This window comes from Frankia sp. AvcI1 (assembly GCF_001420875.1).
GTDB lineage: Bacteria > Actinomycetota > Actinomycetes > Frankiales > Frankiaceae > Frankia > Frankia alni.
On the sequence record NZ_LJFZ01000010.1, the window covers coordinates 146,744 to 161,404 of the forward strand.

At 74.4% G+C, this 14,661-nt stretch carries 8 protein-coding genes and 12 pseudogenes; 10 read left to right on the forward strand and 10 right to left on the reverse strand.

Annotation, left to right across the window (positions count from 1 at the left end):
* Positions 1-11: 11 nt before the first annotated feature.
* The 9 genes and pseudogenes from UK94_RS50080 to UK94_RS12940 all read left to right on the forward strand — a co-directional run.
* A partial coding sequence (locus tag UK94_RS50080; RefSeq protein ID WP_235487689.1) for a histidine phosphatase family protein occupies positions 12-281 on the forward strand: 270 nt, incomplete at its 3' end.
* Position 282: 1 nt separating this feature from the next.
* Positions 283-469, forward strand: a pseudogene (locus tag UK94_RS50085) (phosphoglycerate mutase); the annotation flags it as partial.
* Positions 470-488: 19 nt separating this feature from the next.
* Positions 489-574 (forward strand): annotated as a pseudogene (locus tag UK94_RS50095) (phosphoglycerate mutase); the annotation flags it as partial.
* 1 nt (position 575) lies between these two features.
* Positions 576-836 (forward strand): annotated as a pseudogene (locus tag UK94_RS50100) (phosphoglycerate mutase); the annotation flags it as partial.
* Positions 837-842: 6 nt separating this feature from the next.
* Positions 843-1,385, forward strand: coding sequence for a DUF3090 domain-containing protein (locus UK94_RS12925; RefSeq protein WP_011604001.1), 543 nt, complete (start codon positions 843-845; stop codon positions 1,383-1,385).
* Between the two features lie 124 nt (positions 1,386-1,509).
* Positions 1,510-2,289 (forward strand): SCO1664 family protein, encoded by a 780-nt coding sequence (locus UK94_RS12930; protein ID WP_055750029.1) that lies wholly within the window; start codon positions 1,510-1,512, stop codon positions 2,287-2,289.
* A 212-nt stretch (positions 2,290-2,501) separates the two neighbouring features.
* Positions 2,502-2,667: pseudogene (locus tag UK94_RS50105) on the forward strand (cysteine--1-D-myo-inosityl 2-amino-2-deoxy-alpha-D-glucopyranoside ligase); the annotation flags it as partial.
* A 1-nt stretch (position 2,668) separates the two neighbouring features.
* A pseudogene (gene mshC / locus UK94_RS12935) lies at positions 2,669-3,827 on the forward strand (cysteine--1-D-myo-inosityl 2-amino-2-deoxy-alpha-D-glucopyranoside ligase); the annotation flags it as partial.
* A gap of 3 nt (positions 3,828-3,830) precedes the next feature.
* Positions 3,831-5,342, forward strand: coding sequence for a hypothetical protein (locus UK94_RS12940; RefSeq protein ID WP_055750030.1), 1,512 nt, complete (start codon positions 3,831-3,833; stop codon positions 5,340-5,342).
* A gap of 360 nt (positions 5,343-5,702) precedes the next feature.
* Here the strand turns inward: UK94_RS12940 and UK94_RS50110 are convergent.
* Together UK94_RS50110 and UK94_RS50115 are read right to left on the reverse strand one after the other, a co-directional pair.
* Positions 5,703-6,247: PAC2 family protein (locus UK94_RS50110; protein WP_235487691.1), on the reverse strand; the 545-nt coding region annotated here is incomplete at its 5' end.
* Between the two features lies 1 nt (position 6,248).
* A pseudogene (locus UK94_RS50115) lies at positions 6,249-6,545 on the reverse strand (PAC2 family protein); the annotation flags it as partial.
* 1,327 nt (positions 6,546-7,872) lie between these two features.
* Between UK94_RS50115 and UK94_RS12950 the strand changes: the two are divergent.
* Positions 7,873-8,718, forward strand: a complete 846-nt coding sequence (locus UK94_RS12950) for an HAD-IA family hydrolase (protein ID WP_041940469.1) — start codon at positions 7,873-7,875, stop codon at positions 8,716-8,718.
* Here UK94_RS12950 and UK94_RS12955 read toward each other — a convergent pair.
* The 8 genes and pseudogenes from UK94_RS12955 to UK94_RS12965 form a co-directional block, all read right to left on the reverse strand.
* Positions 8,666-9,913 carry a DUF559 domain-containing protein gene (locus tag UK94_RS12955; protein ID WP_157734231.1) on the reverse strand — a complete coding sequence of 416 codons (1,248 nt, stop codon included), beginning with the start codon at positions 9,911-9,913 and terminating at the stop codon, positions 8,666-8,668. The genes UK94_RS12950 and UK94_RS12955 overlap by 53 nt on opposite strands.
* Positions 9,914-10,472: 559 nt before the next feature.
* Positions 10,473-10,936, reverse strand: a 464-nt coding sequence (locus UK94_RS50120; RefSeq protein WP_235487692.1) for an FtsX-like permease family protein, incomplete at its 5' end; no start/stop codon positions are given.
* A 1-nt stretch (position 10,937) separates the two neighbouring features.
* Positions 10,938-11,320, reverse strand: a pseudogene (locus tag UK94_RS50125) (ABC transporter permease); the annotation flags it as partial.
* Position 11,321: 1 nt separating this feature from the next.
* Positions 11,322-11,685, reverse strand: a pseudogene (locus UK94_RS50130) (hypothetical protein); the annotation flags it as partial.
* A gap of 16 nt (positions 11,686-11,701) precedes the next feature.
* Positions 11,702-11,863, reverse strand: a pseudogene (locus tag UK94_RS76075) (hypothetical protein); the annotation flags it as partial.
* Between the two features lie 56 nt (positions 11,864-11,919).
* Positions 11,920-12,730: pseudogene (locus tag UK94_RS50140) on the reverse strand (FtsX-like permease family protein); the annotation flags it as partial.
* A 1-nt stretch (position 12,731) separates the two neighbouring features.
* Positions 12,732-13,004 (reverse strand): annotated as a pseudogene (locus UK94_RS50145) (hypothetical protein); the annotation flags it as partial.
* A 130-nt stretch (positions 13,005-13,134) separates the two neighbouring features.
* A pseudogene (locus UK94_RS12965) lies at positions 13,135-14,364 on the reverse strand (ABC transporter ATP-binding protein); the annotation flags it as partial.
* Between the last annotated feature and the right edge of the window lie 297 nt (positions 14,365-14,661).

Genomic DNA, 14,661 nt, shown 5'->3' on the forward strand with positions numbered 1-14,661 from the left:
GGACCGACCGGTTGACCACTGTGTTGCTGGTCCGCCACGGCCTGACCGCCGTCACGGGCAAGATCCTCCTCGGCTGGACCCCCGGCGTCAGCCTGGACGAGCGCGGCCGGCGGCAGGCCTCGGACCTGGCGGGCCGGCTCGGGAACATCCCGCTCGCCGCGATCGTCAGCAGCCCGCTGGAGCGCTGCCGCGAGACGGCGGGCACGATCGCGGGCCGCCGCCCCGAGGGCCCACAGGCTCCCGGCGGGGTGCAGCCGGTCGCCGTCGACGAGCGGTTCGGCNAGTGCCGCTACGGGGACTGGACCGGTCAGGAACTCGCCGTCCTGGCCAAGGACCCGCTGTGGGCGGTGGTGCAGAGCCATCCCAGCGCCGTGGTCTTCCCGGGGCCCGAGGGTGAGGCGCTGCGCGACACCCAGGCGCGCGGCGTCACCGCGGTGCGGGAGTGGAACGACCGGCTCGGTCCGGACGCNACCTGGCTGCTGTGCTCNCACGGCGACGTCATCCGCACGATCGTCGCCGACGCCCTGGGCATGCACCTCGACATGTACCACCGCATCACCGTCGATCCGTGCTCNCTGACGGTGATCCGCTACGGCGAGCGGCGACCGTTCGTCCGGCGGATCAACGACATCGGCGGCGACGTCGCCGAGCTGCTCCCGCCGCCCCCGAAGCCCGCGGGGGAGGCCGGCGAGGGTGGCGGCGAGGGTGGCGGGGACGGTGCCGCCGGCTCGCCCGCGGTGGACGGTGCGGCGCCCGGGCCGGCGCTCGGGCCCGACGAGGTCGTCGGCGGCGGCGCCGGGTCCTACCCGCCCCCCGCCGGCGGGGGAGCGGTCTGATCGACCATGGCGCGCCGGATACACGTCTTCGACCCGCCGGAGCGGTTCGTCGCGGGCACCGTCGGCTCGCCCGGTGCCCGCGCGTTCTACCTGCAGGCCCGGGCCGAGGCGAGGCTGGTCACGGTCGGGGTCGAGAAGGCCCAGGTCGCCCTGCTGGCCGAGCAGCTCACGGAGCTGCTCGACGAGCTGGGTCGGCGCGGCGTCGCGACGGTGCCGGCCGAGCCCGCCGGCATGGTCGACACGTCACCGCTGGAGCAGCCGATCGAGGCGGAGTTCCGGGTCGCCACGATCGCCCTCGGGTGGGATCCGCGCGGCAGCCGGGTCGTCGTCGAGGCGCAGGCGGCCGGCGGGGCGGAGTCGGCGTCGGGGTTCAGCGACGACCCGGGCGGCCCCGACGCGCTGCGGGTGCTGCTCGCGGCGGGCCCCGCCCGTGCCTTCGCCCGCAGGGCCGGGCGACTCGTCGCCGGCGGGCGCCCGTCGTGCCCGCTGTGCGGCCTGCCGCTCGACGAGGACCACATCTGCCCGCGCCAGAACGGACACCGGCACTGATGCGCGCCACCCACCCGCACCCGCGGCCTGGCCGGGGGCGCGGCGTGCGGGTTCGGCGCGGAGAGACCCCGGTCACCGTCCGGACCCGGCGACAGAGCCGGCACGTAGCGGACACACTGGGCTGATGGGCGTTCCCGCGGCGGGTCCCCCTCAGGGGCGGCGGCTGCCACTCGATCCGATCGACGGCGGCGGTCTCGACGCCCCCGCCGCGCTCGACCTGCTGCGCCGCGGCGAGCTGACGGTCAGCGCCAGGCTCGCCGACGCCAGCAACGCGACGCTGTACTGCGACATCACCGCGGGCGAGGTCGCCGGGCGCTGCGTCTACAAGCCGGTGCGCGGCGAACGGGCGCTGTGGGACTTCCCCGACGGCACCCTCGCCGCCCGCGAGCTGGCCGCCTACGAGGTCTCCGCGTACCTCGACCTCGGGATCGTGCCGCCGACGGTGCTGCGCGACGGCCCGTTCGGCGAGGGCATGGTCCAGCTCTGGATCGACACCGACGTCACCGTCGACCTGGTCGCCCTCACCCGCTCCGACGATCCGCAGCTACGCAGGATCGCGCTCTTCGACGCCGTCATCAACAACGCCGACCGCAAGGGTGGGCACCTGCTGCCGGCGCCGTCGGGGCGCATTCACGGCATCGACCACGGCGTCACCTTCCACACCGAGGGCAAGCTGCGCACGCTGCTGTGGACGTGGCGGGGCCGCCGCCTGCTCGCCGAGGAGACGGCCCTGCTCGGCTGCCTGCGCGAGGCGCTCGTCGGCGACCTCGGCGACCGGCTCGCCGAGCTGCTCACCGTCGCCGAGTCCGGCGCGCTGGCCGCCCGCGTGGACCGGTTGCTCGACGAGGGACGCTTCCCGCTTCCCTCGGGGGACTGGCCCCCGATCCCGTGGCCGCCGTTCTGAACCGCCGCCGTTCTGAACCGCCGCCGTCGTGCGCCGCCGCCGTTCTGAACGGCCGCCGTCGTGCGCCGCCGCCGTTCTGAACCGTCGGTGTACGGCATCGTCAGTTTACTGACGGTGATGACGGTGGCTGTGTTCATTTTCGCAGGTCGGTTACGGGATGGTTACCCGTCTTGTGCCCGCCGGCGGAACGGTTCGCGGTTACTCTGACACGCATGCAGGCGTGGCCATCTCCTCCGATACGTCCACTTCCAGGCACCGGCCGGCCCTTGCGGATCTTCGACACGGCCACGTCGAGCGTGCGGGCCCTGGATTCCGCTCCCACGGCCCATCTCTATGTCTGCGGCATCACGCCGTACGACGCGACGCATCTGGGTCATGNGTTCACGTACCTGACGTATGACCTCGCGCAGCGGGTTCTCCGAGATTCCGGACATAAAGTCCTTTATGTACAAAATGTTACGGACGTCGACGACCCCCTGCTCGAGCGCGCCGACCGCGACGGCCTGGACTGGCGCGACCTCGCCGCGCGGGAGATCGCGCTGTTCCGTGAGGACATGGCCGCGCTGCGGATGCTCGCCCCGGACTCCTACGTCGGCGTGGTCGAGGCGATCCCGATGATCGTCGACATGGTCGCCGAACTCGTCGACCGAGGCGCGGCCTACCACGTCGACGACGACCTGTACTTCTCCGTCGCCGCCGCACCCGCGTTCGGTGAGATCTCTCACCTGTCCCGGGCCGAGATGCTCGCGATCTGCGCCGAGCGCGGCGGCGACCCTGGTCGCGGGGGCAAGAAGGATCCCCTCGACCCGCTGCTGTGGCGGGCCCGGCGCCCCGGGGAACCGTCGTGGCCGTCCCCGTTCGGACCCGGCCGGCCGGGCTGGCACATCGAGTGCTCGGCGATCGCCCGCCACCATCTCGGCGGCGTCGTCGACCTCCAGGGCGGGGGCACCGACCTGTCGTTCCCGCACCACGAGTGCAGCGCCGCGCACGCCGAGGTCGCCGCCGGTGCCCGCCCGTTCGCCCGCAGCTACGTGCACACCGCGATGGTCAGCCTCGACGGCCACAAGATGTCGAAGTCGCGCGGCAACCTGGAGTTCGTCTCCCGGCTGCGCCGCGCCGGGACGGACCTGGCCGCACTGCGCCTCGCCCTGCTGGACCACCGCCACACCGCGGACTGGGAGTGGTCGGCGAGCCTGCTGACGGACGCGGTGGCCCGGGTCGGACGGTGGCGGGCGGCCGTCGCCCTGCCCGCCGGCCCGGACGCGCAGGGGGTGCTCGCCACCGTCCGTGAGCGGCTCGCCGACGACCTCGACGCCCCCGGTGCCCTCGCCGCGGTCGACGCCTGGGTCGACGCGGCACTCGCCGACGCCGGCGGTGGTCCCGTCGGCGGTTCCGTCGGCGTCGGTTCGTCCGGTGGGTCCCTTCGCGGTTCTGGCGGTGCGGCAAGTGCGGGAGGGGAGGCGCCCGCACTCGTCGCGCGGCTCGTTGACACACTGCTCGGTGTAGACCTTGAACCCGTCCGACCCAGAGGGAGCTGAGGGATGGGGGCTCACCACCACGGAACAGATCCCGGGGCAGCGACCGAACGACCCGCGTTCGACGAGGTCGCCCACGGCTACGACCCGCGCCAGGTGGACGACTACCTCGCCACGCTGTGGCGGTACGCCAGCCAGGTGACCTCGCGCGCGGCCGCTGCCGAAAGCGCGCTGAGGCACGAGCGGGAGCGCAACGCGGGCGTCGCCGGCACCGAGGCGTTCGCCGCCCAGGCCGGCGGCCGGATCGGGCAGATGCTCGCCATCGCCCAGCGGGAGGCCGACGAGATCATCGACGGCGCCCGCCAGATCGCCGAATCCGCCCTGGAGGAGGTGATCGAGGACGCCGGGGCGAACCATCCGATCGTCCGCGAGGCCCGCGAGCAGGCCGAGAAGCTCCTGCTCGACGCGGTGGAGGAGAGCCGCCGGCTCGCCGTCGAACGTCACCGGGAGCTGGCGGACGAGATCGCCCGCAACTCCGCGTCCCTCGACGCGCTTCGCCACCAACAGGGCGAGATCATCGGAGCGGTGCTGCGGCTGCGTCGCATTCTCGGCTCCGACGACGTCGACCGCGCCCTCACCGACCTCGCCCGGGCCGGCACGGCTCCGCCGGAAGCGGGCGGCGGCGACCCCGCCGCCGGTGGCTTCCCCGCCGCCGGCACACAGGACGGCTTCGTCCCCGGCGCGCAGGACGGCTTCGTCCCCGGCCCCGCCGCGGCGCAGGCCACCGGTGGCGGCTTCCCGGGCGGCCCGGAGGCGGCGGCCCCGACGACTCCGAGAGCCCCGTCGGCTCCGACAACTCCGACAACTCCGACAGATCCGGCGGCCCGGTCGGTTCTGGACGGGCCGACGATGCCGTCCACGGCCCCCGTAGGCGTCCCACCCCGGCCGCCCGGGGTGCCCGGTAGCCCCGACGGTCCCGGACCGGCAGCCGGCCCGGGATCACCAGCCGGCCCGGGATTCTCCGCCGCTGCCGGAGCCCCCGCCGCCACGGGCCCACACGGCGCCGTCCCCCGGTACGGGACTGCCCCGCAGCACGCGCCTGCCCCGCAGAACGACACCAGCCAGCGGCACGGGGCTGCTCCGCAGCACGGGACCGGCCAGCACGGTGCCAGTGAGCACGGCGGCGGACTGCACGGCGCCGGCCCCGGCGAAGCCGGTCCCCACGGCGCCGGTCAGCGCGGGCCGGGCTGGCCGGCGGCCGCGGGCACCGGTGGGGCGGCCTGGGATGCTGCGGGCGCCGTCGGTCCGCTCGGCGGAGCGGACGGAAACGGATCCTCGGGGGACGCGCCTGGCCCGGCCGTCGGCGTCGGTGCGGCGGGCGGCCGGGTCACGGGACGCATGGGCGCCGCCGGGCTCGGTCGGCGCCCTCCTGGCCGGCATCGGCAGGGTGAGGTCGCCGACGCCGAGCCGTACCCGGCGAGCGCCGCCCAGCGGGAGCCGGCGGCCACCACCGCCGGCGTCCCCTTCCGCCGGGGCGCCGACGAGGACATCATCGACGCCGAGATCGTCGAGGAGTAAGGCCACCACCGCTGTCCGCAGACCCACGCGGACACGACGGGCCGGTTGCACGTGCCGTTCCGCCCGACCCGGGAGCCTCGGGGCAGGCCGCCCGGGTCACTGTCCGGGTGACCGACACCGGCCTCCGTCCACGGCAGCGGCGGGTCGCCCCGTCCCGGTGCGACCTCTGTTCACCCCGGCCACGGCCAGGCCAGAGCGCCGGGCGGGCCGACGGTGTCACCGCCCGATCATGCCGTAAGCCGATCATGGGGCGGGCCGGGCAGGTCCGCCCGGGCCGACCACGGTGACGGCGGTCGGCCGGAGCTGGCCGGATCGCGCGGCGGGCCGGCGGGCCGGCGGGGCGTCAGGGCGTGAGAGACATCACTGCCCGCGGCGCCGCAGGTAGCGCTCGAACTCGCGGGCGATCGCGTCCCCGCTGGCCTCCGGCAGCGCAGTCTCCGGCTCCCGGGACTCCAGCGAGCGGACGTACTCGGCGACCTCGGTGTCCCCGGCGGCGAGCTCGTCGACCTGACGCTCCCACGCCTTGGCCCGCTCCGGCAGATCCCCGAGCGGGATCTCGATGTCGAGCAGGTCCTCCACCCGCCGCAACAGCGCGAGCGTCGCCTTCGGGCACGGGGGGTTCGCGACGTAGTGCGGCACCGCAGCCCAGAAGGACACCGAGGCCAGCTCCGCCCGCGCGCAGGCGTCGCCGAAGACGCCGACGATGCCGGTCGGACCCTCGTAGCGGGACGGCTCCAGGCCGAGCCTCGCCGCCGTCGCCGCGTCCCCTGCCGTGCCGCTGATGGGCACCGGACGGGTGTGGGGGGAGTCCGCGAGCAGCGCACCGAGCGAGATCACCATGTCGCTGCCGAGGGCGTGCACCGCCTCGATCAGCTCATCGGTGAAACCGCGCCAACGCATGTTCGNCTCCAGCCCGCGAATGAGGACCAGGTCCGTCTCCGACTTCGGCGGCCGCGCCACTGACAGCCGGGTGGTCGGCCAGGTGATCTTCCTCGACGCCCCGTCGGTTCCGCTCACCGTCGGCCGGTTCACCTGGAAGTCGTAGTAGTCGTCCGGGTCGATCGCGCCGATCACCCGGGCCTTGAACGCCGTCTCGAGATGCTCCACGGCGGCGGAGGACGCGTCGGCGGCGTCGTTCCAACCCTCGAAGGCGGCTACCACGACCGGCGACCGCAGTTGACCGACGCCGGAGAACTCGATCACCTACCACCTCCTGCCGCCCAGCGGCGGCCCACTGCCCCCGTGACAGTGCAACGGTACGTCCTCACGGAGACGACTCCTGCCCAGAGCCGACATCCGTTACGTCAGCCCTCCTTGCATCCGGTGGGGAACCTGCCCTCGCCCGCGGTGAACCTCCGCGGGACCAGTCTGCCGGTGTTCTCGTGGGAACGCCTTTCCTCGGTCTGTCGATGGCGAACGACGCCGGGCNGATCGGACATCCGTTCCGGATCGACGCGGTGGCTGCACCGTATCGGCTCCCGACGAGTACCCGCTGTCGCGGGAAGGCGAACGGTCGCGGCAAGCACTGTCCAGCTTGCGACACCCGCCCACTCCCGTCCCCCGGCACCTTCCCCGACCCGTCTCCCGGCACCTTCCCCGACCCGTCTCCCGACCCACCCGCCGGCTCCGGCGGCCGTCGTGCTCCCGCCCGTCCCGGCGGCGTCGCCGCGGGCCCGCGGCGACGTGCCGCACCGGCTCCGTCAACTCCCGCGCCGTCAACTCCCGCGCCGTCGACTCCCGCGCCGTCGACTCCCGCGCCGTCGACTCCCGCGCCGTCGACTCCCGCGCCGCCCGTCCTACCACCTCCCCGGAGGCCCGCGTTCACCCGGCCGTCGCAGGCGGAGTTCACCCGGCCACCGCGGGCAGCATCGTCGCCAACCCACGACTGGGCGACCATGTTCCCGTCCGTGACCATGTTCCCGTCCGTGACCAGGTCTCTGGCCGTGACCAGGTCTCTGGCCGTGACCAGGTCTCTGGNCCCGTCGTGGGCCCGAGCGCGGGCGCGGGCGCGTCGCGATCCGCGGCTGCAGTGGCCTGCCTCGGTGCGCCGCCCGTCCGCGAGGGGGCCGATGGCGNCGGGGTCGCCCGCACAGCCCCGACGGTTCACTGCCCGTCTCGTCGCGGTGTGTGCCGCAGGCCTCTGGCGCCATGGTCACCATGTTGCCGGGCCCCGCCCCCTTCCCGCGCGGCATTCCCGCCGACTGGCGATGTAACGAGGTCCTCAGGTCCTGGCCGCCCGGACGGGCCGGACCCCGCGTCCCGGGCCCGCGCAGCCTCCCGGCGTCCGACGCGCGTCCGCGATCCGGCAGCATACGGGCAGGACCGGTCCGTACCGGGCGCAGCGGTGCCCTCGTCGGACCGCAGACGGGTCGCGCCGGTCGGGACCGGACGTGACCGGTCGGCGTGGGCAGCCGGCGGCGGGCGGCAGCCGCCGGCGGCGGGCACGCGGCGGCCCCGCGTCCGGGCAGGGCACGTCGAACCGCGCACCCGGAACCATCCGGTGCGCCCCGATGCGAGCTGGGAGCACAACGTGGAAAGCCTTGCGGCGGTCTTCTTCGACATGGACGGCCTGCTCGTCGACACGGAGCCGATCTGGACCGTCGCCGAGCACGAGGCGGCGGCGCGGCTCGGCGGCGAGTTCACCCCGGCGATGAAGCGGGCGATGATCGGCCACGGCATCGACACCGCCGTGCCGATCATGGTGTCGATGCTCGGCCGGCCGCCGGCCGACGTCCCGGCCACGGCGCGTTTCCTGCTGCGGCGCTCCGCAGAGCTGTTCCGCGAGCCGGGTGTGATCGTCCCGCAGCCCGGCGCCGTCGAGCTGCTCGCCGTCCTGCGGGAGCGGGGCGTCCCGGCGGCGCTGGTCTCCTCGTCCTTCCGGGACCTGATGGATCCTGTGCTCGACGTGATCGGCCGGGAGCTGTTCGCGACGACGGTGGCCGGCGACGAGGTACACCGCCGCAAGCCGGACCCCGAGCCCTACCTCACCGCCGCCCGCATGCTGGGCGTGGACCCGCGGCGCTGCGTCGTCCTGGAGGACAGCCCCTCGGGCGCCCGCGCCGGGGTGGCCGCCGGCTGCGCGACCATCCTGGTCCCCTCCATGCCGGGCCTCGACCTCGCCACCGCGGCCCCGTCCACCGCGACCCCGTCCACCGCGGCCCCGTCCACTACCGTCCCGCCCGTCGTCGCCGTGCTCGGGCCGTCTGCCGCGGTGCCGTCCGGTGTCGTGCCGCCGGATGCGGCGCCGTCTGCCGCGGTGCCGACGGATGCCACCGAGACCCCGCCCTCGGGCCTCGCCGCGATCGTCGGCAGCCTGCACGACGTCACCCTCGACCTGCTCCAGGATCTCCTGGCTGCCCGCCCGGCCGGGACCTGACCGCACCGTCCGCCAGCGCCAGCGCGCGGCGCACCAGATCGGCGACGCCCGCCGGACCGCCCAGCACATCAGCCCAGGTGAAGCGCAGCAGGGTCCAGCCGGCCGACAGCAGGTCGTTCTGCCGCACGCGGTCGCGGAACAGCGCGCGGGGCTCGCCATGGTAAGCGGCGCCGTCCGCCTCCACGGCGACCCGCCGGCTCGGCCAGGCCAGGTCGAGCCGGGCGACCAGGCGTCTTCCCAGCCCCGGGTCCCGATGCGGCGGCGTGCTCGGCGTCGGGTCGGAGAGGTCGGGCTTCCCGAGCCTCGTCGGCTCGTGCCGTGTCCGCGTGGGGCCGGGGTCCCATACCTGCCACTGCAGTTCCTCGGGCGGCAGGCCCGCGTCGAGCAGCAGCAGGCGCAGTCGCGTCTCCAGAGGAGACTCCGCCCGCCCGTCTGCGAGCGCGAACCAGGTCTGGCGGCCGACCACCCCCCGACGTCCGGATGCCGACCTGAGCACGGCGCGGGCATCCGGCACACGCCGCGCGTGCAGCGCTGCGTCGAGCAGGCTGACGGCGGTCTCCCGATCGCTGTCCAGGACCAGGTCGGCCAGGGTGCGCTCGACGGTGGTGACGGGGATGCCTCGCCGCGAGTGCCACTCGCCGGGGCGCAGGGCGCCCAGATGCCGGGTGAGACCGGCGATGCCGGCGGCCCTGTGCGCGGAGCGGGGGAGCAGGAGGTGGATCGGCTCGCCGAGCAACGCCGTGGTTCCGATCTCCGCCGCGCCGCCACGGCCGGCGCTGGGTCGACCCGCGCCGGGAGTGCGTCGAGGCGCCGCCCCCGCGTGCGAGGCCGAGCGGTGAATGTCCTCGCCGGCCCGCCCGGATCGACGAGGGGCACCAGGCAGTCCCGGCAGGCCCAGGAGACGGGCGGCGCTCAGGTGGCAGACGACGGCGTCGGGCCGCCCGACCAGCGCAGCCCGAAGGGGACCGCGCAGCGGGTGCGCGGTGGGGAGCAGGACCGTACCGCGGAACGGGATGGACCAGCCGGCGTCTCGAATCAGGCGATCGAGGTGCCGTCGGGTCATGCCCGCTTGCCGGAGCTGCGCCCAGGTGAGCATGCCGTCCTGGCACAGGGCCAGGTGACGCAGCGAGTGCGGGAGCGTGGGAAGGTCCACCCGCCCAGCCTGGCCCGTGGTCGGGCCGCCCTGCAGCGGCATCGGCCAATCTGTGGACGAGCCGGTGCCCTGTGGACGAGCCCGGTGCCCTGTGGACGAGCCGGTGCCCTGTGGACGAGCCGGCGTCCTGTGGGTGAGCCGGCGTCCTGTGGGTGAGCCGACGTCCTGGGGTGAGCCGACATCCTGTCCTGCGGAGGCCGTCTGCGGGCCGCGCGGCCTGCAGACAGATGCGGCCCNCCGAGGAGGCTGCCAGGCTCGGAGCCTTTTTGTAGTCGGGTGGCTACAGAATCGTGCCGAGGTTTGGGCACGGTTTTCTGCTCCGAAACCGTGTCTAACCCTCGGCATGATTTGGCATGTTTGTGGCTGGGTTTCTCGGCGGGTGGGTGACGGTGGGGCTGGCCGGGCGTTCAGATGGCGGGCGGGTCAGGGCGCGGCCGGGCGGGTCGGGGCATGGCGGGCGGGTCGGGTCGGGGCCGTGGCGGGCGGGTCGGGGCGCTGTGCGATCCAGCGTGAGGTCGCCAGGAGGCCGCGCGAGCTGGGCGGGGCGCGGCTGCGCGGACCTCCTGCGGCTGGGGTGGCGCCGGCGCCGCTGGCCGCCGGGTCAGGTGGCGGAGATGGCGCGCAGGACGTCCATGCGGGCGGCGCGGCGGGCGGGGAAGACGGCGGCGAGGATGCCGAGCAGGACACCGACGACGATGACGATGATGATGGTCGGGACCGGGTAGGCGAACGTGCTGATGCCCTGGGAGGCCAGGGCCTTCGTGAGGGCCCAGCCGAAGATGCTGCCCACGGCGACACCGAGCACGGCGCCGAAGACGGAGATGATCGTCGACTCCATGACGACCATGGCCCGCATCTGCCCGCGACTCATGCCGACGGCGCGCAGCAGTCCGATCTCCCGGGTCCGTTCGATCACGGACAGGGCGAGCGTGTTCACGATGCCGAACAGTGCGATGATCACCGCGAGGGCCAGCAGGACGTAGATGAAGCCCAGGAGCTGGTCGATCTGCTTCTCCTGCTGGGCGACGAACTCCGACTGGTCGCGCACCTCCACGGTGGCGTAGGNCCTGACGATCTTGTTGATCTCGGCGCGCACGGCGGCGGGGTCGGCTCCATCGGCGCGTTTGACCAGCACGAACAGGTCGAGATCGTCGGTGTTGTGTCGGGCGAACTGGCCGGTCGAGATGATCCACGAGCCGGCCACCTGGCTCTTCTTGTACGTCCCAGCGACGGTGAGGTCCTGGGTGCCGTCGGGGAAGGTGACGGGGATCTTCTGCCCGACGTCGAGGTGGCGGTCGGCGGCGACGTCGTCATCCACGAGGATCGTGCCGTCGCCGAGGCCGCGGAGGTCACCGGCGACCTTCTTGAGGGCCAGCACCTTGGGCAGGCCGGCCGGATCCCCGGCGAGCACCTGGGCGTCGCGCCCGCCGACCTTCGCCAGGCCGCCGCNCAGCCCGGTCGCGACCTCGATGCCGGGCTTGCCGGCCAGATCGCGCGCCACCTGCCCGCTGAAGCCCTGGCCGAAGCCCTGGGTGGTCAGGAAGAAGTCGGCGCCGAGACTGTCCTGCACGGTCGTGCGTACCGACTCCTTGATCGACTGGCCGAGGATGGAGAAGGCGCTGACCAGCGCTAGTCCGATCATGAGGGCGGAGGCCGTCGAGGAGGTGCGTCGCGGGTTGCGCATCGCGTTCTCCCGGCCGAGCCGGCCCGTGGTGCCGAACAGCGAGACGAACGGCGCGCCGAGCACCCGGATGATCGGGCCGGACAACAGCGGCGACAGGGTGGCGATGCCGAGGAAGATCCCCGCGGCACCGNCTCCCACGGCGGTGNCTCCCGACTTGCCCGCCGACGCGGTCCCGAGGACGAGCAGCAGCACCCCGAGCGCCGTGAGGGCGGTCCCGGCGACGGCCCGGGTGCGCAGCGAGCGCGTCGGCAGCACATAGGACTCCCGCATCGCCGCGATCGGTGGCACGGACGCCGCCTTGCGCGCCGNCACGAAGGCCGCGGCCGAGGTGATCACGACNCCCACGGCGTAGGCGGCGATGATNGTACGCGCCTCGAAGACCAGCGAGCCGCTGGGTAGATCCACCCCGAACGCCCCGACGGCCGCCCGGAGCAGCACGGCGAGCCCCGCGCCGAACAGCAGACCCACGCTCGCCCCGGCGAAACCGACCAGAGCTGCCTCGACCTGCAGCGAGATCTGTACCTGACGCCGGCTCGCGCCGATCGCCCGCAGCAGCGCCAGCTCCCGCACCCGCTGCGCCACCAGCATGGTGAACGTGTTGAAGATGATGAACGCGCCAACGAACACCGAGATCGCCGCGAAGATCAGCAGGAAGGTCGAGAAGCCGCTGATCGCCTGCTGCACGGCGCTGGCGTTCTCCTCCGACAGCTGCGTGCCGGTGATCGCCTCGACGCCGGCGGGGAGCACGGCGGCGACCCGCGCGCGCAGCTCCGACTGGCCCAGGCCGGGGACGGCCGCCAGGTGGATGGAGCTGAACTGGCCGGGGGCCAGCAGCACCCGTTGGGCGGTGGCGGTGTCGAACGCGGTCACGGCGGCACCGCCGAGGCTGTCCTGCCCGGCCACCCGGAACGTGCCGACCAGCGTGTACGTCGTCGGTGCGCCCTTGGTCTGCACGGAGACCCGCGTTCCGAGGACGAGATGAAGGTCCCTCGCCGTCGCCCGATCCACCGCGATCTCGCCTGGCCCCGGGGCGTGGCCCTCGGCGAGTTGCTCGGGCGCGGTCGGCTGGCCGCCCGTCCAGTTCGTGCCCCGCCCCGGCGCCCCGCCCTCCTTCGCCGGCTTGCCGGTCCGTGGGTTGATGAGCACCGCCTGGCCGTCGACCGACCCGACAGCCGNCCGCACCCCGTCGACCCTGGCCACGGAGTCGAGGATCGACGCGGGCAGCGGCGGTCGGCCGGCGTCGCTCGTCGGGTCGATCTGGTTGACCGCCCGGACCGCGACGCTGACGTTCTTGTTGATGTCGGCGAACAGGGTGTTGAAGGTCCGGTTGAGCGTGTCCGTCAGGACCAGGGTGCCGGTGACGAAGCTCACGCCGACGACGACCGCCAGCATGGACAGGGCCAGCCGGATCTTGCGGGCCAGCAGGCTCTTGAGGGTGGCGCGCAGCATCGGCTCAGGCCCAGCCCGCCGACCCGGGCCCGTCCCCGCGTGGGGCGCTCTGTCCGTCCGTGGAGCCGTAGCCGTCCGAGGAGCCGTAGCTGCCCGGAGCGCCGTAGCCCTCCGGGGGACCGTAGCCGTNCGGAGGACCGTAGCCGTCCGGGGAGCCGTAGCCGTCCGGCTCGTCGTCATCACGTGGGCCGGTGGGGCGCGGTAGCGGTCGGCGCCGCGGGTCACCCGCCGGCCCCCCGTAGCGGCCGCCGCCCGGGCCGCTCCCGTCCAGCGGCCCGGTCTCGGGCCCGGGGACGGGGGCGAACTCGCCGGTGAACGGCTCGGCGTAGCGGCCGTCGTAGGACGCTGGTCGGGCCGCCCGGCCGTCATTGCCGTAGCGCTGGTCGGGATAGTCGTAGTCGCCGTAGGGGTCGTCGTCGCCTGCCGGGTAGCCCCGAGGGCGGGGCGTCGCGTCGTAGCCGTCCTGGCGGGCACGGCCGCCCTGACGCTCGCGATCCGCGGGACGCGCGTGGCGGTCCCGGCCGTCGTGGCGGCCCCGGCCGTCGTGGTCGTCCCGGTGGTCGTGGCCGTCCCGGTCGTCGTAGGCGCCCGCTTCGCCGGCCGCGTCGGCGCCGTCGGGAAGCAGGCCTCGCTGGGCGGCGTCGAGGTGCTTCATCCGGTCGAGCACCTCGTCCGCGGTGGGTCGCTCGATCGCGTCGACGAGCCGGCCGTCCGCGAGGAAGATCACCTCGTCGGAGTAGGAGGCCGCGGTGGCATCGTGCGTCACCATGACGATCGTCTGGCCGAGCTCGGTGACCGAGTCCCGCAGGAACGACAGCACCTCGGCGCCCGAGCGGGAGTCCAGGTTGCCGGTCGGCTCGTCGGCGAAGATGATCTCGGGTCGGGTGACGAGGGCGCGCGCGCAGGCGACCCGCTGCTGCTGGCCGCCCGAGAGCTCGCTCGGCCGGTGCCCCAGCCGGGGGGCGAGGCCGACCGCGTCGACGACGGTGCGCATCCACGCCTGGTCCGGGGAGCGGCCCGCGATGCTCAGCGGCAGCGTGATGTTCTCCGCCGCGGTCAGCGTCGGCAGCAGGTTGAACTGCTGGAAGATGAAGCCGATCCGGTCCCGGCGCAGGCGGGTGAGCTCCTTGTCCGACAGTCGGGACAGGTCGACGTCGCCGATGAACACCCGCCCGCGGGTCACCGTGTCCAGACCGGCCAGGCAGTGCATGAGCGTGGACTTCCCCGAACCCGACGGCCCCATGATCGCCGTGAAGCGGCCGCGCGGGAAGTCCAGGTCGATCCCGCGCAGCGCGGTGACGGTCGTGTCCCCGGTGCCGTAGATCTTCGTCAGCCGGTCGGCGCGCGCCGCCGGGACCATGCCTCCCGCGCCGCCGCCGGGACCGCCCACGACGCCGGCGGCGGGCTGCTCGCGGCGATCGGCCCCGCGCTCGGCGGTCCGCGCCACCCGCTGCGGGCGACCGGCCGGAGCGCCCCGGCCCGCGTCCCGCCTCCCGCCTGGGGATGATCCGGTCCGTCGGGCCATCGTGATGTCCTCTCCTCGCGAGCTCGGCGCGTCTGCCGATGCCCCTGCCCGCCGCCGGGTACAGGGCCCGTCCCATCGTCCTCTGTCGGTGTTTCGGTGCGCGGACTGGCACGCGTCGCGGGGCTCGCCTGC